The 18573-nt window shown below is 68.8% G+C and carries 18 protein-coding genes; 11 read left to right on the top strand and 7 right to left on the bottom strand.

Annotated features, from left to right (window positions below; translation table 11 throughout):
- Positions 1-63: 63 nt before the first annotated feature.
- The 10 genes from argB (at position 64) to hisA (ending at position 8842) form a co-directional block, all read left to right on the top strand.
- The gene (argB, locus tag SJY11_RS02270; RefSeq protein WP_069053316.1) at positions 64-963 is read left to right on the top strand and encodes an acetylglutamate kinase; all 900 of its coding nucleotides are present in this window, start codon (positions 64-66) and stop codon (positions 961-963) included.
- A gap of 172 nt (positions 964-1135) precedes the next feature.
- Complete coding sequence (locus SJY11_RS02265; protein ID WP_376984852.1) at positions 1136-2218, top strand: TRAP transporter substrate-binding protein; 1083 nt, start codon at positions 1136-1138, stop codon at positions 2216-2218.
- Positions 2218-2724 carry a TRAP transporter small permease subunit gene (locus SJY11_RS02260; protein WP_376984851.1) on the top strand — a complete coding sequence of 169 codons (507 nt, stop codon included), beginning with the start codon at positions 2218-2220 and terminating at the stop codon, positions 2722-2724. The genes SJY11_RS02265 and SJY11_RS02260 overlap by 1 nt, the downstream gene beginning before the upstream one ends.
- A gap of 61 nt (positions 2725-2785) precedes the next feature.
- Positions 2786-4105, top strand: a complete 1320-nt coding sequence (locus SJY11_RS02255; protein ID WP_376989230.1) for a TRAP transporter large permease — start codon at positions 2786-2788, stop codon at positions 4103-4105.
- 70 nt (positions 4106-4175) lie between these two features.
- Positions 4176-4901 (top strand): pyrimidine 5'-nucleotidase, encoded by a 726-nt coding sequence (locus tag SJY11_RS02250; protein WP_376984850.1) that lies wholly within the window; start codon positions 4176-4178, stop codon positions 4899-4901.
- Between the two features lie 104 nt (positions 4902-5005).
- The gene (locus SJY11_RS02245; protein ID WP_376984849.1) at positions 5006-6202 is read left to right on the top strand and encodes an O-succinylhomoserine sulfhydrylase; all 1197 of its coding nucleotides are present in this window, start codon (positions 5006-5008) and stop codon (positions 6200-6202) included.
- Between the two features lie 173 nt (positions 6203-6375).
- A complete protein-coding gene (gene hisB / locus SJY11_RS02240; protein WP_376984848.1) occupies positions 6376-6963 on the top strand; it encodes an imidazoleglycerol-phosphate dehydratase HisB in 588 nt (195 codons plus the stop codon).
- A gap of 12 nt (positions 6964-6975) precedes the next feature.
- Entirely contained in the window at positions 6976-7461 is a 486-nt protein-coding gene (locus tag SJY11_RS02235) for a DUF2628 domain-containing protein (protein WP_376984847.1), read from the top strand.
- A complete protein-coding gene (hisH, locus tag SJY11_RS02230) occupies positions 7458-8114 on the top strand; it encodes an imidazole glycerol phosphate synthase subunit HisH (RefSeq protein ID WP_376984846.1) in 657 nt (218 codons plus the stop codon). The genes SJY11_RS02235 and hisH overlap by 4 nt, the downstream gene beginning before the upstream one ends.
- Positions 8102-8842: a 1-(5-phosphoribosyl)-5-[(5-phosphoribosylamino)methylideneamino]imidazole-4-carboxamide isomerase gene (gene hisA, locus SJY11_RS02225; RefSeq protein ID WP_376984845.1), complete on the top strand. Its 741-nt coding sequence runs from the start codon at positions 8102-8104 to the stop codon at positions 8840-8842. The genes hisH and hisA overlap by 13 nt, the downstream gene beginning before the upstream one ends.
- A gap of 12 nt (positions 8843-8854) precedes the next feature.
- Here the strand turns inward: hisA and SJY11_RS02220 are convergent, their stop codons facing one another.
- From SJY11_RS02220 to trpA, 4 genes are read right to left on the bottom strand one after another with little or no spacing between them, the layout of a single operon-like run.
- Positions 8855-9700, bottom strand: a complete 846-nt coding sequence (locus tag SJY11_RS02220; RefSeq protein ID WP_376984844.1) for an aldo/keto reductase — start codon at positions 9698-9700, stop codon at positions 8855-8857.
- Positions 9701-9718: 18 nt separating this feature from the next.
- Entirely contained in the window at positions 9719-11041 is a 1323-nt protein-coding gene (locus SJY11_RS02215; protein WP_376984843.1) for a bifunctional folylpolyglutamate synthase/dihydrofolate synthase, read from the bottom strand.
- A 16-nt stretch (positions 11042-11057) separates the two neighbouring features.
- The gene (gene accD / locus SJY11_RS02210) at positions 11058-11963 is read right to left on the bottom strand and encodes an acetyl-CoA carboxylase, carboxyltransferase subunit beta (RefSeq protein ID WP_376984842.1); all 906 of its coding nucleotides are present in this window, start codon (positions 11961-11963) and stop codon (positions 11058-11060) included.
- Between the two features lie 50 nt (positions 11964-12013).
- Complete coding sequence (gene trpA / locus SJY11_RS02205; protein ID WP_376984841.1) at positions 12014-12874, bottom strand: tryptophan synthase subunit alpha; 861 nt, start codon at positions 12872-12874, stop codon at positions 12014-12016.
- Between the two features lie 86 nt (positions 12875-12960).
- On the opposite strand from trpA, the gene hrpB reads away from it, so the two are divergent.
- Complete coding sequence (gene hrpB, locus SJY11_RS02200; protein WP_376984840.1) at positions 12961-15471, top strand: ATP-dependent helicase HrpB; 2511 nt, start codon at positions 12961-12963, stop codon at positions 15469-15471.
- Between the two features lie 118 nt (positions 15472-15589).
- Here the strand turns inward: hrpB and SJY11_RS02195 are convergent, their stop codons facing one another.
- The 3 genes from SJY11_RS02195 to aroA all read right to left on the bottom strand — a co-directional run bounded on the left by SJY11_RS02195 (position 15590) and on the right by aroA (position 18483).
- On the bottom strand, positions 15590-16363 hold the full coding sequence (locus SJY11_RS02195; RefSeq protein ID WP_376984839.1) for a DUF1194 domain-containing protein: 774 nt from the start codon (positions 16361-16363) through the stop codon (positions 15590-15592).
- A 111-nt stretch (positions 16364-16474) separates the two neighbouring features.
- Complete coding sequence (gene cmk, locus SJY11_RS02190) at positions 16475-17146, bottom strand: (d)CMP kinase (protein WP_376984838.1); 672 nt, start codon at positions 17144-17146, stop codon at positions 16475-16477.
- A complete protein-coding gene (gene aroA, locus SJY11_RS02185; protein ID WP_376984837.1) occupies positions 17143-18483 on the bottom strand; it encodes a 3-phosphoshikimate 1-carboxyvinyltransferase in 1341 nt (446 codons plus the stop codon). Before aroA ends, cmk begins: the two co-directional genes overlap by 4 nt.
- Positions 18484-18573 lie beyond the last annotated feature (90 nt).

The following is an 18573-nucleotide window of genomic DNA, read 5'->3' as shown; positions in this document are numbered from 1 at the left end:
CTTCTTCCTCTAGAAGCCGCAACCGGCGCGGTTGCCTCGCGCGCCGTCGCGGAGCCTCGACCGATGATCAATCCCGCCGCTCATCTGACGCCGTCGCAATCGGCCGACCTGCTGGTCCAGGCGCTGCCGCACATGCAGCGCTACGATCAGGAAATCATCGTGATCAAATATGGCGGCAACGCCATGGGCGATGCCGCGACCGCCGAGGACTTCGCCGAGGACATCGTCCTGCTCGAGCAGTCCGGCCTGAAGCCGGTGGTCTGCCATGGCGGCGGCCCGCAGATCGCGGCGATGCTGAAGAAGCTCGGCATCCAGTCGGAGTTCAAGCAGGGCCTGCGCGTCACCGACGCGGCGACCGTCGACGTCGTCGAGATGGTCCTCGCCGGTTCGGTCAACAAGGAGATCGTCGGCTACATCTCGCGCGAGGGCGGCAAGGCGATCGGCCTTTGCGGCAAGGACGGCAACATGGTCACCGCCCGCAAGGTGACCCGCACCATCGTCGATCCCGATTCCAAGATCGAGGAGGTGCTCGATCTCGGCTTCGTCGGCGAACCGGAGAAGGTCGACACCTCGGTGCTCGATTCGGTGCTCAAGGCCGAGCTGATTCCGGTTCTCGCCCCGGTCTGCGCGGCGGCCGACGGCCAGACCTACAATGTCAACGCCGACACCTTCGCGGGTGCGATCGCCGGCGCGCTGAACGCCAAGCGCCTGCTGCTCTTGACCGACGTGCCCGGCGTGTTGACCAAGGACAAGGTGCTGATCCCCGAGTTGACCGTCGAGGAATGCCGCCGCCTGATCGCCGACGGCACGATCTCGGGCGGCATGATCCCGAAGATCGAGACCTGCATCTACGCGCTGGAGAAGGGCGTCGAGGCGGTCGTCATCCTCGACGGCAAGGTGCCGCATGCGGTGCTGATCGAGCTCTTCACCGACACCGGCTCGGGCACGATCATCCGGCGCTGATCGTGACGCGTCCGCAGGCGACTGACCCGAACCCCGCCTCGATGTGAGGCGGGGTTTCGTTTGTGCCCTGCCCGCCGCTCGCCGGACCTGACCGATCTGTGATCCGCCGCCATCGCCGAGATGGCACAGCGCTTGCTGACCGCTTTGCGAACCGCAACGCGTGGAGGCGAGAATGGACCGCAGGAATCTGCTGAAATCAGGTGCGCTGGCCGCAGCAGCCACGATCGCCGCACCGGCTGTTGCCCGGGCGCAGAGCCGCTTCAGCTGGAAGATGACCAGCGCCTATGGCTCCCGCGCGGCGTTCTACTCCGTCGGTCCCGGCAGCGCGACCGATCTGATCAAGCGCATCGACGACATGTCCGGCGGGCGTCTCAAGATCCAGTTCTTCGGCGCCGGCGAGCTCGTCCCGGCCTTCGAGGGCTTCGACGCGGCGTCTGCCGGCACCGTCGAGATGAACTACGGCAACTCCTATTTCTGGACCGGCAAGAGCTTCGCCGCGCAATATTTCACCGCCGTGCCCTTCGGCCTGAACTTCCAGGGCATGAATGGCTGGCTCTATGAGGGGGGCGGCCTCCAGCTCTGGCGCGAGGTCTACGACCGCTTCGGCCTCGTGCCGCTGCCCTGCGGCAACACCGGCGTGCAGATGACCGGCTGGTTCCGCAAGCCGATCCAGACGATCGAGGATTTCAAGGGGCTGAAGATGCGGATTCCCGGCCTCGCCGGCCGTGTCTACCAGCAGCTCGGCGTCGACGTCCGCCTGCTGCCCGGAGGCGAGATCTTCCCGGCGCTGGAGCGCGGCGTCATCGATGCGGCCGAGTTCGTCGGGCCCTTCCTCGACCGACAGCTCGGGCTGCAGAAGGTGGCCAAGCACTACTACACGACCGGCTGGCACGAGACCGCGACCGTGTCCGAGCTGGTCATCAACAAGAAGGCCTGGGACAGCCTGCCCAAGGATCTCCAGGCGATCGTCACCAGCGCCGCCGATGCCTGCAATGCGGTGAGCGAGGCCTGGTGCCAGAAGAACAATTCGGAGGCGTTCGAGGACCTCGTCAAGAACCAGGGCGTCATCGCCGCGCCGCTGCCGGACGCCGTGGTCGCCTCGCTGCGCGAGATCACCGGGAAGGTGCTGGAAGAGGCAATCGCCAAGGACCCGGTGGCGAAGAAGGTCCATGAGAGCTACTTCGCCTTCAAGGCCAAATACGAGCCGTGGACGGCGCTGTCGGAGGGCGTCTACCACAGCAAGGTCAGGCTCTGATGAACGGGCTGGAGCGGACGGCAGCCCGGCTCGAGCGCGTCGTCGATGCCGGCGGGCGCCTGGGTGCCTGGTGCCTCTTCGCGCTCGTCCTGGTGATGGCCGGCAACGTCCTGCTCCGCTACGGCTTCTCGCTCGGCTCCGTCTGGGCGCAGGAGCTGGAATGGCATCTGTTCGTGCCGATTTGCCTGTTCGGCATGTCCTTTGCTCTGCTGCATGGCGATCATGTCCGCGTCGACATCCTCTACGCCCGCTTCGGCGAGCGCACCAAGGCTGCGATCGATCTCGGCTGCGCGCTCGCCTTCACCCTGCTGACCGGCATCATCATCTGGCTGTCCCTGCGCTATGTCGGGCAGTCCTATGCGCAGGGCGAGGGCTCGGCCAATCCGGGCGGTATTCCCTATCGCTGGGCCCTGAAGAGCCTGTTGCCGCTCGGCTTCACGCTGCTGCTGCTGCAGATGTTCGCCGAGAGCCTGCGCCATCTCGCGCGCCTGCGCCGGCTTGCCTGACCGGGAACGGTCAATCTGCGCCCGTCGAAGCCCGCCGCCTCGAAAGCTCCTGCCCGTGCCGATGAACGAAATCTACGCGATCGCGATGCTGGTCGCCTTTTTTGGCTTCCTCATTGTTGGCTTCCCGGTCGCGCTGACGCTGGCGCTGTCAGGCTTCGTCTTCGGTTATCTCGGCTTCGGTGCGGGTCTGTTCAACCTGTTGCCGAGCCGGATCTACGGCGTCGTCACCGGCTACACGCTGCTGGCCATCCCGCTCTTCGTCTTCATGGGGGTGATGCTGGAGAAGTCGCGGCTGGCGGAAGATCTGATGGAGGTGGTCGGCCACCTCGCCGGCAAGACCCGGGGCGGGCTCGGTGTCGGTATCATCCTGGTCGGGATCGTGATGGGCGCGACGACCGGCATCGTCGGCGCCACCGTGGTCACGCTCGGGCTGCTGACCCTGCCGAGCCTGCTGAAGCGTGGCTATGACAAGGGCCTCGCCTGCGGCGTCATCTGTGCCTCGGGCACCCTGGGGCAGATCATTCCGCCCAGCCTGATCCTGATCCTGCTCGCCGACATCATGAACGAATCCGTCGGCACCCTGTTCGCCGCCGCCGTGCTGCCGGGGCTCCTGCTGTCGGTCATCTACATCGCCTATCTGCTCGGGCTCGGACTGGTGCGGCCGGACATGGTGCCGCCCGTGCCGCAGGCCGAGCGCGACGCCATGGGTCGGCGCGAGTTGCTCACGAAACTGCTGCGGGTGGCGCTCCCGCCGCTGGGCCTCGTCGGCTGCGTGCTGGGCTCGATCATCGGTGGCATCGCCGCCCCGACGGAAGCCGCCTCGATGGGGGCGCTCGGCTCGCTGCTCGTCACGGCCATCGGCGGCCGGTTCTCTCTGAGGATCGTCAGGGAGGCTGTCTACGACGCCACCAAAATCACCGCGCAGATGATGTTTATCCTGATCTGTGCCCAGATTTTCGCCATCGCCTTCCGGGGTCTCGGCGGGGAAAGGCTGGTCGAGGACCTGTTCGCGATCCTGCCGGGGGGTGCGAACGCCGATGTCTGGTTCATGCTGACGATCGTCTTCGTACTCGGCTTCTTCATCGAGTGGATCGAGATCTGCTACATCGCCGTGCCGCTCTTCCTGCCAGTCTTCCAGAATGCGGGAACGGACCTGGTCTGGATCGCGGCCCTGATCTGCGTGATGCTGCAGACCTCGTTCCTGACGCCGCCCTTCGGCTGGGCCCTGTTCTATCTCCGGGGCGTGGCGCCGGCCGAGGTCAGCACCGGCGACATCTATCGCGGCGTCGTGCCCTTCGTCGGCATGCAAATGCTGGCAGTGCTCATCGTCTTTCTGGTTCCCGGTCTTGCGACGGCGCTACCGACGCTGATTGGCTGGTAAGGGCTGCGTCAGGACTTGCATGTCAGGCTCGCAGCCCCACATCACGGAGCCGCCCCGGCGCAAGACCGCAATGAACACGCACGCTGCCTCTCCCGTCGCGACCCCGCCGCTCCAGGTCGAGGCCTTCGCGCATGTCGACCATTGGGTCTTCGACCTCGACAACACGCTCTACTCGCATGAGAGCCGCGTCTGGCCCCAGGTCAACCAGCGCATCACCCTGTTCTTGCAGGAGCTGTTCGGGCTCGATGGCCTCTCGTCCCACGCCCTGCGCAATTACTATTACCATCGCTATGGCACGACCCTGAACGGCCTGATGGTCGAGCACGGGGTCGAACCCGACGACTTCCTCGACTTCGCCCATGACGTCGATCTCAGCCTGCTCGAACCCGATCCGGCACTAGGGGCGGCGATTGCGGCCTTGCCGGGCCGCAAGCTGATCCTGACGAACGGGTCCGTCGGCCATGCCCGCAACGTCGCCGGCAAGCTCGGCATCCTCGAGCATTTCGAGGATGTCTTCGACATCGTCGCGGCGGGCTTCACGCCGAAGCCCGAGCGCTCGACTTATGAACTCTTCTTCGCCAAGCATGCGGTCGATCCGGGCCGTGCCGCGATGTTCGAGGATATCGAGAAGAACCTTCTGGTCCCCAGCGCGATGGGCATGAAGACGGTCCTGATCATCCCGCAGACGCCCGATCCCTTCCGCGAGGCCTGGGAGCAGGCCGCGGTCGAGGCAGGCCATGTCCACCATGTCACGTCGGATCTGACGGGCTTCCTGACGCCGCTGGCCCGCGGATAGGGGGCGTACGCCGATGCTTATGGAGAAATTTGTTCTCCTTTACGGGCCTGCCACGCGATGATAATCCAAAGGTTCGTTTAAACGAACGCTTTGGAGCTTCTATCATGTCGGCAATCCCTGGCGACGTCGCCGGCCTTCACCCCGAGACGCGCCTCGTCCACGCCGGCACCCTGCGCTCGCAGTTCGGAGAGACGTCCGAGGCGCTGTTCCTGACCCAGGGCCATGTCTATGACAGCGCCGAGCAGGCCGAGGCGCGCTTCCTGAACAAGGATCCGGGCTTCCAATACGCCCGCTTCTCCAACCCCACCGTCGCGATGCTGGAAGCCCGCATGGCCGCCTTCGAGGGGGCGGAGGCCTGCCGCGCCACCGCGACCGGCATGGCCGCCGTCACCGCCGCGATCATGGGGCAGGTCCGCCAGGGCGACCATGTCGTGGCGGCGCGGGCGCTGTTCGGCTCCTGCCGCTATGTCGTCGAGGAGCATCTGCCGCGCTATGGCGTGACCTCGACGCTGGTCGACGGCACCGACCTCGTGGCCTGGCGCGAGGCCGTGACGCCGCAGACGAAAGTGTTCTTCCTCGAGAGCCCGTCGAACCCGACGCTCGAGGTCATCGACATCGCGGCCGTCGGGGCGCTCGCCAGGGAGGTCGGCGCGACGCTCGTCGTCGACAACGTCTTCGCCACGCCGCTCTTTCAGCGCCCGCTGCAACTCGGCGCCGATTGCGTCGTTTATTCCGCGACTAAGCACATCGACGGGCAGGGGCGCTGTTTGGGCGGGCTGATCCTGGCCTCACAGGATTTCATCGAGACGCATGTCCAGACCTTCCTGCGCCAGACCGGCCCGGCGATCTCGCCCTTCAATGCCTGGGTGATGCTGAAGGCGCTGGAGACCCTGCCGCTGCGCGTGCGCCAGCAGGCGCACAACGCCGCGATCGTGGCCGACTGGCTCCTCGCCCAGCCGCAACTGCCGAGGGTGATCTTCCCGGGACACAAATCCCATCCTCAGGCCGAGATCATCGCCCGGCAGATGACGGGCCCGTCCACGCTGGTCGCCTTCGAGGTGGAAGGCGGCAAGGAGGCAGCCTTCCGCTTTCTGAACGGGCTGAAGCTGATCCGCATTTCCAACAATCTCGGCGACGCCAAGAGCCTGATCGTCCATCCCGGCACCACGACGCATCAGCGCTTCAGCCCTGAAATCCGCGCCAGCATGGGCATCTCGGAGGGGCTGATCCGCCTCTCCGTCGGCCTGGAGCATGCCGACGACCTCGTCGCCGATCTGGAGCGGGCGCTCGCGGGGGTTTGAGCGTCGAGCGCCAACGCGTCATTCTCGGGCGGAGCGCAGCGCAGACCCGAGAACCTCCGGCAAGAGATGCTCCGGGCTGCGCCCGAGCATGACGGAGCCCAGAGCCAGCCATGGCCTTCGCGTCGGCCTCCTGCTAAAGCGGGGCCGAATTTCGTGAGGAAACCGAGGCCGTCATGCGTTCTGGCGAAGTGAAGCGCCGCACCAACGAAACCGACATAGCCGTCTCTCTCGTGCTCGACGGCACGGGCAAGGCCGAGATTTCGTCCGGTGTCGGCTTCTTCGACCATATGCTCAACCTCTTCGCCCGCCATTCGCTGATCGACCTCAAGGTCGCGGTGACCGGCGACACCCATATCGACGACCACCATTCAGTCGAGGACACCGGCATCGCGCTGGGCGAGGCTCTGAGGCAGGCGCTCGGCGACAAGAAGGGCATCCGCCGCTATGCCGACATCCACCTGCCGATGGACGAGACGCTGACGCGGGTCGCCATCGATGTCTCGGGCCGGCCCTTTCTCGTTTTCCGCACCCGCTTCGAGGCGCAGAAGATCGGCAGCTTCGACACCGAACTGGTGCGCGAATTCTTCCAGGCCTTCGCGATGAACGCCGGCATCACGCTCCATGTCGAGACGCTCTACGGCGACAATGCCCACCATATCGCCGAGAGCTGCTTCAAGGGGCTGGCGCGCGCGCTGCGCCACGCGCTCGAGGTCGATCCGCGCGAGGGCGGCCGCGTGCCCTCGACCAAGGGCGCGCTCTGAGAGGGTCGCATCATGGCATTCTACACGGTGATGATCCCGCCGCCGGGCTCGGGCGGTGCGCGTGACGAGATCGAACAGGCGCGCCTGCTGCCGGAAACCTTCGCCTGGGCGGCCTTCGTCTTCGGCGGCCTCTGGCTGCTCGGTAAACGGCTCTGGCTGGCCACGCTGATCTATGTCCTGCTCTGGGGCGCGCTGCTCTATGCCGGCAACCGCTTCGGCCTGACCAATGGCGCCATGCTGATCGCCCACTGGACGATCGCGCTCTTCCTCGGGCTGGAAGGCCACAACCTCGTGGCGCGAAAGCTCGCGCGGCAGGGCTGGCGCCTGGCTGATGTCGTTGAGGCTCGCGACCTCTCCGAAGCCGAGCGGCGTTACTTCGAGCGGGCGCTGGCCGGCGAGACGACTGTGTCGCGCCTGGCTCCGGCGGCCGCCCTGCGCAGCCAGCCGACGAGCTCCGTTCCGGTGATCGGCCTCTTCCCCGAGGCGCAGGGCCGATGAGCCAGTCCGTCGTCATCGTCGATTATGGCTCGGGCAACCTGCACTCGGCCGCCAAGGCCTTCGAGCGCGCCGCAGTCGAAGCCGGCATGGCCTCGACCATTTCCGTCAGCAGCGATCCCGATGTGGTCCGCGCCGCCGACCGGATCGTGCTGCCCGGTGTCGGCGCCTTCGCTGATTGCCGTCGCGGGCTCGATGCGGTGTCCGGCATGGTCGAGGCGCTGGAGGAGGCGGTCCGGGCCAAGGGCCGGCCCTTCCTCGGCATCTGCGTCGGCATGCAGCTCCTCGCCTCGCGCGGCCTCGAATACACTGTGACGGAAGGGCTCGGCTGGATCGCCGGCGACGTCACGCTGATCGTGCCGCAGGGCGAAGGCCTCAAGATCCCGCATATGGGCTGGAACACGCTGGAGACCCGCCGCGCACATCCGCTGCTGGCGGGCATCGAGACCGGTCCTTCCGGTCTGCACGCCTATTTCGTCCATTCCTATGCGCTGGCCGCCACCCATCCCGGGGAGGTGATCGCGGTCACCGACCATGGCGGGCCCGTCACGGCCATGGTCGGGCGCGACAATATCGCCGGCACCCAGTTCCACCCGGAGAAGAGCCAGACGCTCGGGCTCCGGCTGCTCGCCAATTTCCTGAGATGGACGCCGTGATCCTGTTCCCCGCCATCGATCTCAAGAACGGCCAGTGTGTGCGCCTGAAGCAGGGCGACATGGACCAGGCGACGGTCTTCAACGACGATCCCGCCGCGCAAGGAGCCGCCTTCGAGGCCCAGGGCTTCCAGTGGCTCCATGTCGTCGATCTCGACGGCGCTTTCGCCGGCAAGCCGATGAATGCGGCAGCCGTCGAGGCCATCCTGAAGCGGGTCGCCTTCCCGGTGCAGCTCGGCGGCGGCATCCGCGACATGAAGACGGTCGAGGGCTGGCTCGCCAAGGGCATCCGCCGCGTCATCATCGGCACGGCCGCGGTACGCGATCCCGGTTTCGTCCGCGAGGCGGCGAAGGCCTTTCCGGGGCAGGTCGCGGTCGGCATCGATGCGCGGGACGGATACGTGGCCGTCGAAGGCTGGGCCGAGACCTCGTCGCTGGCGGCCGCCGATCTCGGCCGCCGCTTCGAGGACGCCGGCGTGGCGGCGATCATCTACACCGACATCGCCCGCGACGGCATGCTCCAGGGCATCAACTGGGACGGCACGATCGCCCTTGCGAAGGCGCTGACCATCCCCGTCATCGCCTCGGGCGGCATGGCCTCGATGGCCGATATTGAGCGGTTGATGGCGCCGGACGCCGCGATCCTCGAAGGTGCCATCACCGGCCGCGCGCTCTATGACGGCCGCATCGACCCCGCCGAAGCGCTGGAGCGGCTGGCGCGCGCCGCCTGAGCGGAGCGGCCTTTACAGCATCGGCAGGGAGGCGGGCTTTCTTCCCAGCGGAAAGGCCGCGTTTATCCGCGCGAGGTCGCCCTCGGTCAGCGTGAGCCGCAGCGCGCCGGCATTGTCCTCGACATGGGCCAGGCTCGCGGCCTTCGGGATCGCGAACACACTGGCGCGGCCGGTCAGGAAGGCGAGCGCGACCTGCCGGGGAGTGGCGCCATGGGCCGTGGAGATCTCCGCCAGGACCCGGCCGCCAGTGCTTCCCGGGGCCGGGAAGCCGTCATGCCCGAACGGGCTGTAGGCGGTCACCGCGACGCCATGGCGCTCGCACCAGGGGATCACCGCATGCTCGATCGCGCGTTCGCGCAGATGGTAGAGCACCTGGTTGCAGGCGATCTGGCCGGGGCCTGCCGCTTCCAGCGCCTCGTCGAGATCGTCCTCGTCAAAATTGCTGACGCCCCAGGACAGAATCTTGCCTTCCGCTTTCAGCGCCTCAAAGGCGGCGAAGGTTTCCGCCAGCGGGTGCGGCCCGCGCCAGTGCAGCAGGTAACAATCGAGCCGGTCGGTCTTGAGATGGCGCAGCGAGCGCTCGCAGGCGGCGCGGACGCCGGCCTTCGAGGCGTTGTGCGGCAGCACCTTCGAGACGAGAAAGACCTCCTCGCGCCGCCCGGCGATGGCCTCGCCGATGATGGCCTCCGAGCGCCCGTCACCATACATCTCGGCGGTGTCGAGATGCGTCAGGCCGAGATCGAGCCCGCGCCGCAGCGCCACGACGGCCTCGGTGCGATCGCCCCGCTCGATATACCAGCTGCCCTGGCCGATGGCGGGGATATCACGGCCGGTTGATCCGAAGGGATGAGTCGCCATAGCTGTCTCCCAGACGCCTCAAACGGGCGGTGTGCCATTCGCCGACAGCACCTCGCCCGCGAGATACAGCGAGCCGCAGATCAGGATGCGCGGTGGGGCCGACCAGTCGCGCGCCGCGATCTCGCGCAGCGCCTGCTCGACCGAGCCCGAAACCTCGGCCGTGAGACCGGCCGCACGCGCCAGCCCCGCGACTTCCTCGGCCGGTCGGGCGACGAGCTGGTTCTGAATCGGCACGGCAAACAGCATCTGTGCCAGCCCCTTGAAATGACCGAGCGTCGCGCCGGCATCCTTGGTGGAGAGCAGCCCGGCGATCATCACCAGCGGCGCCGGGTTGCGGTCGGCGAGATCGGCCATCGCCTGGGCGAGCACGCGGCCGCCATCGGGATTGTGGCCGCCATCGAGCCAGAGTTCGGCGCGCGCCGGCACCAGTTCCGCGAGCCTGCCGCGCGCGATCCGCTGCAGCCGCGCCGGCCAGTCGGCATTCAGCATGCCCTGCTCGAAGGCGCAGCTCGGCAGGCCGCCATAGCCCGCGGCGCGCAGCGCGGCGATCGCGGTACCGGCATTGACGTGCTGGTGGCGCCCCGCGAGCTTCGGCAGCGGCAGGTCGAGCAGCCCGTCGCCATCCTCATAGACCAGCCGCCCGCCGGCCTCGTGGATGGAAAAGTCCTGCGCGCCGATCAGGACCTTTGAGGCGCCGACCCGCTCGGCGGTCGCTTCGAGCACGGCGGTCGGCTCGGGCTCCTGCGGGGCGATGACGGCCGGTGCGCCGCGTTTGAAGATGCCGGCCTTCTCGCCCGCGATCTTGGTGACGCTGTCGCCGAGATACTCGGCATGGTCGAGCGAAACCGGCGTCACCACCGTGCAGGCCGGGTTGGCGATGACGTTGGTGGCATCGAAACGCCCGCCGAGGCCGACCTCGAGCAGAACGACATCGGCCTCGCGCTCGGCAAAGAGAAGCAGGGCCACGGCAGTCGTGATCTCGAAAAAGGTGATCGCGTCGCCGGCATTGGCGCGCTCGCAGCGCTCCAGCGCCTCGACCAGAACGGCTTCGTCGACGAAGCGGCCGCCGCCGGGAGCCCCCAGCCGGATGCGCTCGTGGAAGCGCACCAGATGCGGCGAGATGTAGACATGGACGGACAGGCCCGCCGCCTCGAGGATCGCCCGCATGAAGGCGATGGTCGAGCCCTTGCCGTTGGTGCCGGCGACATGGATCACCGGCGGCAGCCGCTTCTGCGGGTCGCCGAGCCGCTCCAGCAGCGTCAGGATGCGCCCGAGCGAGAGGTCGATCAGCTTCGGGTGCAGCGCCAGCAGGCGCGCCAGAACCGTGTCGGACGACCCCATGATCCCGAGCGCCGCCTCAGACGGCTTCGGCGACCGGTGCGGCGGGCGCCGCAGGCTTGGCGTCCTCACCCGCCGCCGGCTGCTTCGTCAGCAGGCGGCCGAGGCGCGCCAGCGTCTCCGGCAGGTCGTGGCGGTGCACCACCATGTCGACCATGCCGTGATCCTTGAGATATTCGGCGCGCTGGAAGCCCTCGGGCAGCTTCTCGCGGATCGTCTGCTCGATCACGCGCGGCCCGGCGAAGCCGATCAGCGCACCGGGCTCGGCGATGTGGATATCGCCCAGCATCGCATAGGAGGCGGTGACGCCGCCCGTGGTCGGGTTGGTCAGCACGACGATATAGGGCAGGCCGGCCTTGCGCAGCATGCGGATGGCGACCGTGGTGCGCGGCAGCTGCATCAGGGAGAGGATGCCCTCCTGCATGCGCGCCCCGCCCGAGGCGGCGAAGACGACATAGGGCGTCTTCTTCTCGATCGCGGTCTGCGCGCCCTTGATGAAGGCCTCCCCGGCGGCCATGCCGAGCGAACCGCCCATGAAGTGGAAATCCTGCACCGCGATGGTCAGAGCGAAACCCTTGACCCGGCCATAGCCGACCTTGAAGGCGTCGTTCGCGCCGGTCTTGGCCCGGGCGTCCTTCAGCCGGTCGATATAGCGCTTTTCGTCGCGGAACTTCAGCGGATCGGTCGCGACCTCGGGCAGCGGAACGTCGAGCCACTTGCCCTCGTCGAAGGTCAGCTTCAGCCGGTCCTGCGCAGTGACGCGCATATGGTGGTCGGAGCCGGGAATGACGAAGCCGTTGGCCTCGACATCCTTGTGGAAGACCATCTGCCCGGAATCGGGGCATTTGATCCAGAGATTCTCCGGGCTCTCGCGCTTGAACAGCGTCTTGATGCGCGGCCGGACGACTTCGGAAATCCAGTTCATGGATCGGTCCCTGACGGTTGGGGCGCGGGCGGCGGGCGGGGCCGGTGGCCTCAGGCCGCCGCCTTCGCGGCGGAGCGGATGCCCGCCGCCAATTCCGACACCAGCGAGGTGACAGCCGAAACGGTCTTTTCCGTGGCCTTGCCCTGCGCGTCGAGCGAGAGCCGCACGCGCTCGACCAGCGCCGAACCGACGACGACGCCGTCGGCGCCACCAGCGATGGTCTCGGCGTCCTGCGCCGTCTTCACGCCGAAGCCGACGGCAACCGGCAGGTCGGTGTGCCGCTTGATCCGCGCCACGGCATCGCCGACGGCGTCGTAATTGGTGATCGCGCCGCCGGTCACGCCGGTCATCGAGACGTAGTAGACGAAGCCCGAGGTGTTCTGCAGCACCTTGGGCAGGCGCCGGTCGTCGGTCGTCGGCGTCGCCAGGCGGATGAAGCTCACACCCGCCTCCAGCGCCGGCAGGCAGAGCTCGGTGTCTTCCTCCGGCGGCAGATCGACCACGATGAGGCCGTCGACGCCCGCAGCGCGCGCATCCTGCAGGAAGCGCTCGACGCCATAGACATAGATGGGGTTGTAATAGCCCATCAGCACGATCGGCGTGTCGTGCCCAGCGCCCCGGAACTCCGCGACCATCGCCAGCGTCTTCTTCAGCGTCTGGCCGGCCTTCAGGGCGCGCTGGCCGGCGAGCTGGACGGGGATGCCGTCCGCCATCGGGTCGGTGAAGGGCACGCCGAGCTCGATGATGTCGGCGCCGGCCGCGGGCAGGGCGGTCAGGATCGCGGCCGAGGTCGCAAGGTCAGGGTCGCCCGCGGTGACGAAGGTCACGAGCGCGGCGCGGCCCTCGCTGGCGCAGGCCTGGAAACGGGCCTGGATGCGAGCCTGGCCGGTGGCTGTCTGAATGTCGGTCATGGCCTGAGCGGTTAGCATGACGCGCGCGGGCTGGCGAGAGGGTTGCGCTTGCGCGCGCTGGCGGGCTGCGTCACATCCCACCCGTCATGCGCGCCTTCGACACGCCCCTTCCGATCGACGCCGTCCTCGGCGAACTCGCCTCGGCCCTGCGCGCGCGGCCCAACGCCGTGCTGGTCGCGCCGCCCGGCGCCGGCAAGACCACGCGCGTGCCGCTCGCCCTGCTCGACGAGCCCTGGGCGAAGGGCGGCAAGCTGATCATGCTGGAGCCGCGCCGGCTGGCGGCCCGCGGCGCGGCCTCCCGCATGGCGCAGACGCTGGGCGAGCGTGTCGGCGACACCGTCGGCCTGCGCGTCCGCCTCGGCTCGAAGATCGGCCCGAAGACGCGCATCGAAGTGGTCACCGAGGGCGTCTTCGCCCGCATGATCCTCGACGATCCGGCGCTGGAGGGCATTGCCGCCGTGCTGTTCGACGAGTTCCACGAGCGCTCGCTCGACGCCGATTTCGGGCTGGCGCTCGCGCTCGATGCGCAGGCCGGCCTGCGCGAGGATCTGCGCATCCTGGTGATGTCGGCGACGCTGGACGGGGCGCGTGTCGCGAAGCTTCTCGGCGAAGCGAAGGTGATCGAGAGCCAGGGCCGGGCCTTCCCGGTCGAGACGCGCTATCTCGGCCGCGATCCGCTGAAGCGCATCGAGGACCAGGTCACGGATGCGGTGCTGCTGGCGCTCGCCGAACAGCCGGGCTCGCAACTCGTCTTCCTGCCCGGACAGGGCGAGATCAGGCGGGTCGAAGAACGCCTGCGCGAGCGCATCCGCGACAGGGATGTCGAGATCGCGCCGCTCTATGGCGCGCTCGACCAGGCCGAGCAGGACCGCGCCGTGCTGCCGGCGCCGCTTGGCCGTCGCAAGGTCGTGCTCGCCACGGCCATCGCCGAGACCTCGCTGACGATCGAGGGCGTGCGCGTGGTGATCGATTCAGGCCTCGCCCGCGTGCCCGTCTACGAGCCCGATCTCGGCGTGACGCGGCTGGAGACGCGGCGTGCCAGCCGCGCGGCGGGCGACCAGCGCCGCGGTCGCGCCGGCCGCACCGAGCCGGGCATCTGCTACCGGCTCTGGGAGGAAGCCGGCAACGGCGCGCTCGAAGCCTTCGCCCGCCCCGAGATTCTCTCGGCGGACCTTGCCCCGCTGCTGCTCGACTGCGCCGCCTGGGGCGTGTCGGACCCCACCGGCCTCTCCTTCCTCGACCCACCCCCGGTGCCGGCTCTGAAGGAGGCGCGCAGCCTGCTGACCGGCCTCCATGCGCTGGATGGCGACGGGCGGATCACGTCGGAGGGCAAGACGCTTCAAACCCTGCCGCTGCCGCCGCGCCTCGCCCGCATGGTCGTCGTGGCCGCGCGGTTCGGACAGGCGGGGCCGGCGGCCCAGCTCGCGGCGCTGCTGGTCGAGCGCGGGCTGGGAGGGGACGCGATCGACCTGTCGGAACGGCTCGACCGGCTGGAGCGTGAGAGAGGCGGCCGCGCCGCCGACATGCGCCGCCTCGCCGAGAGCTGGGCCCGCGCCGCCGAGCGGGCCGCAGGGTCATCGAGCCCCCGCGAAACCCTCTCGGTGGGGCTTCTCCTCGCCTTCGCCTATCCCGAGCGTGTCGCCAGGGCGCGCAGCGCCGGTTCGGGCCAGTATCTCCTCGCCAATGGCCGCGGCGCGACGCTGGAGGCGGCCCAGCGCCTCGCCCGCGAAACCCATCTCGTGGTCGCGGAGATGACCGGCGCGGCCCAGCAGGCGCGCATCCTCTCGGCCGCGCCCTTCACGGAAGCCGACATCGCCTGGTTGGTGGCCGAAGGACTCTCGCCCTTCGCGATCGAGGACCGCAGCGAGACGACCTTCGACCGGACCGCCCGCGCACTTCGCGTGCGGGCGGTGAGGCGCTACGGCGCCCTCAGCCTCGCCGAGCGGCCGCTGCCGGCGCAGCCGACGCTGGAAAATGCGACCGCCCTGGCGGACGGCATCGCCGCGCTCGGCATCGGCCTGCTGCCCTGGACGAAGGCGCAGCGGCAGTTGCGCGAGCGCGTCGGGTTTCTGCGACGGGCGGCGGCGGAGGCCGGCGCGACGGATGCCTGGCCGGACCTGTCGGATGAAGGGCTGGCCTCCGATGCCGCCCTCTGGCTCGCGCCTCACATCGTTGGGCGCGCTTCGCTGGCGGCGATCGAGCCCGGCGATCTCGATGGAGCAATGGCCGAACTGCTCCCCTGGGAGCTGAAGCGACGGCTCGAGGCCGAGGCCCCGACGCATTTCACCGCGCCGACCGGCTCCAGCCTCGCCGTCGACTATGCCGCCGAGGCCGGCCCGACGATCTCGGTGCGGGTGCAGGAGCTGTTCGGGCTGTCGAAGCATCCGGCGCTCGCCGGCGGGCGGGTGCCGCTGGTGCTGGAGTTGCTCTCGCCCGGCCACAAGCCGGTTCAGATCACCCGGGATCTGCCGGGCTTCTGGCGCGGCTCCTGGGCGGCGGTCAAATCGGAGATGAAAGGCCGCTATCCCCGCCATCCCTGGCCCGACGACCCCGCCGCCGCCCCGCCGACGACGCGGGCCAAGCCGCGCGGGACGTGAGGGATTGGCCGCCATTCTCGGGCAAAACGAAGCGCAGACCCGCGAATCTCAGGAAGGAAGGGGACGGGTTGAAGAGATGCCCGGGTCAGGCCCGAGCACGACGATGTCGATGCGTCTCTCAATTCCCCATCCGGTCGCGCCATTGCCGCTCGCCGGCCAGGCAGGTGGCGTTGCTGCCGGTCGACTGGGCTTTCTGGACCAGCGCCTCGCTCTCGCGCGAAATCTCCGCGATCTCGCGGATCAGCTTGGTGCGCGTCGCATCGACGAACTGGCTGCGTTCGCGGATCGGGATGACGAAGGCGCCCGGCCCCGTGACGACGCAGTCCTTGTAGTAGCGGTTGAGATTGTCGAGGTCGAAATAGCTCGCCTGCTTCAGCATGACCGGCAGGCCGTTGATGCTGATGCCCTTCGCGGCGGCCTCGTCACGGGCGATGGTGACGGGCCGCCCGTCATTGTTGGCGCCGTCTCCGGAGATGTCGATCACCTTGCGCAGCGGCATCACATTCGCCTGTTCGATCAGCTGGACGCCGAGGTCGATCGCGGCCGAAATCGAGGTTCGCCGGCCTCGCCTTGTCTGGGCCTCGCCGAGTTCCTCCGCGAAGGCGATCGCCGATTGGGGCGTATCGATGATCGTCCAGGATTTGACGACATGCTGGAAGTGCCCGCCGGCCCATTCGAAATAGGTCACGGCGATCTTGCCGATCGCCCCCTTGGCGATGGCGTCGTGCAGCGGCTTGGAGCGGAAGGCCTCGATGTAGCCGTTGCGCTGCAGGGCGAGTTCGTCGAGATCCATCGAGAAGGAGACGTCGACCGCCAGCACCAGCGCGACATCGACCTCTTCGGGGGGGCCGGCCGCCGATTGGGCATGGGCCGCGGCCGGGAGCGCTGCCACAGCCAGACTCAAGAGACCGCACAGCCAACGCCGCATCGCCACCTCCGTCATCCCCTCGTGACGAAACTGTGCGCCTGCTTTCGATTCGTTCCAAGCCTTAAAGGCGGGCGGTCACCGCTCCGTGAGAAGGCCCTGGGCTGCGGCTCGCCGCCGCTCGACGATCGCGATGGCGGCTGCGAGTGCTTCCTCGATCGTCAGGGCTGAGGTGTCGAGGATGACGGCGTCCTCCGCCGCTTTGAGCGGCGCGTCGCTGCGTCCCGAGTCGCGGGCATCGCGCCGGCGGATATCGGCGAGGATCCCGTCGAAGGTGGCACTTTCGCCGCGCCCGGCCAGCTCCTTCTGCCGTCGTGCGGCGCGGACCTCGGGCGTGGCCGTGACGAAGAGCTTCGCCGGAGCGTCGGGGCAGATCACGGTACCGATGTCGCGCCCGTCCAGCACCGCGCCGTCCGCCTGCGCAGCGAAGCGCCGCTGCCGCTCGACCAGCCCGCTGCGCACGGCTGGCATCGCGGCGACCACCGAGGCCGCCTCGCCGATCTCGCGCCCGCGCAGCGTATCCTCGTCGAAGGCGCCCTGGTCGAAGCGGGAGACGATATGCCCGGCCGCCGCCGCGTCGCGGATGTCGTGGCCGGCGTCGAGCATGGCGCGTGCGACCATGCGGTAGAGCAGCCCGGTGTCGAGATAGGGCAGGCCGTAATGGGCCGAGAGCCGGCGTGCCAGCGTGCCCTTGCCCGAGGCGGCCGGGCCATCGACCGCGATGACGAGCGCCGGTATCGCAGCGCTCATCCGATCTCGCCCCCGAGTCCGTTCATCAGGGCGATGAAGCTCGGGAAGCTCGTCGCGATCATCGCGCCGTCATCGACCTGCATGGGCTTGTCCGTCGCCAGCCCCATGACGAGGAAGCTCATCGCAATGCGGTGGTCGAGATGGGTGGCGACGATGCCGCCGCCCGTCACGGCGCCGCCCGAGCCCTCGACGACGAGGTCGTCGCCCTCGATCGCGCAGGTCACGCCCGCCGCCTTCAACCCGGCCTCGACGGCCGCCAGCCGGTCCGATTCCTTGACGCGCAGCTCCTGAAGCCCCCGCATCCGCGTGGTTCCGCTCGCAAACGAGGCCGCGACGGCCAACACCGGATATTCGTCGATCATCGACGGCGCCCGCTCGGGCGGCACTGTCACGCCCTTGAGGCCCGACGCACGCACCCGCAGCGTCGCCACCGCCTCGCCGCCCTCGTTGGCCTCGCTCTCGACCGTGATGTCGGCGCCCATTTCGCGCAGCGTGGTGAGGAGGCCCGAGCGCAGCGGGTTGGTCATCACGCTCTCGATCAGCACGTCGGAACCCGGGACGATCAGGGCGGCGACCAGCGGGAAGGCGGCCGAGGAGGGGTCGGCCGGCACCACGATCGGCGCCGCCTGCAGTTCGGGCTGGCCCTTCAGGACGATCCGGCGGCCATGCTCGCCCTCGGGCGAGACCGCCACCTCCGCGCCGAAATGGGTCAGCATCTTCTCGGTGTGGTCGCGGGTCGCCTCCGTCTCGATCACGGTCGTCTCGCCCGGCGCGGCGAGGCCGGCGAGCAGCACGGCGGACTTGATCTGCGCCGAGGCGACCGGGGTGCGGTAGGTGATCGGCAGCGCCTCCTGCGGCCCGCGCAGGGTCAGGGGCACGCGCCCGCCCTCCTCCTGCGAGACGATCACCGTCCCCATCAGGGCGAGCGGGTTGAGGATGCGGCGCATCGGCCGCTTCCGCAGCGAGGCATCGCCGTCGAAGGTCGTGGTGATCGGATGCGATCCGCAGACGCCCATCATCAGCCGCGAGCCCGTGCCGGCATTGCCGAAATCGAGGATGCCGGCCGGCTCGCGCAGCCCGCCGACGCCGACCCCGCGCACCCGCCATGAGCCGGGCCCGTCATGGTGGACGGTCGCGCCGAGTGCACGCGCCGCATCAGCGGTGCGCATGACGTCCTCGCCCTCGAGCAGCCCCGTCACCTTCGTCTCGCCGATCGCGAGCAGCCCGAAGATCATCGCCCGGTGCGAGATGGACTTGTCGCCGGGAACGCGGACACGGCCGCGCAGCGGGCCGCCGCGGCGTGCGGAGACGGGAACGGGTGTGTGAGCATGAGCCACGGTTGACATCTTCTGCAGGCTGGTCGATCGGAAACGGCGTGGCCTAGCATGCCCGCACGCTAGGCGTCACGTCCGCGTTGGTCCCTGCGC

This window comes from Allobosea sp. R86505, assembly GCF_042466375.1.
In the GTDB taxonomy this organism is placed as follows: Bacteria; Pseudomonadota; Alphaproteobacteria; order Rhizobiales; family Beijerinckiaceae; genus Allobosea.
Note: the sequence above shows the minus strand (reverse complement) of the source record. Positions and strands in the feature narration are given on the sequence as shown.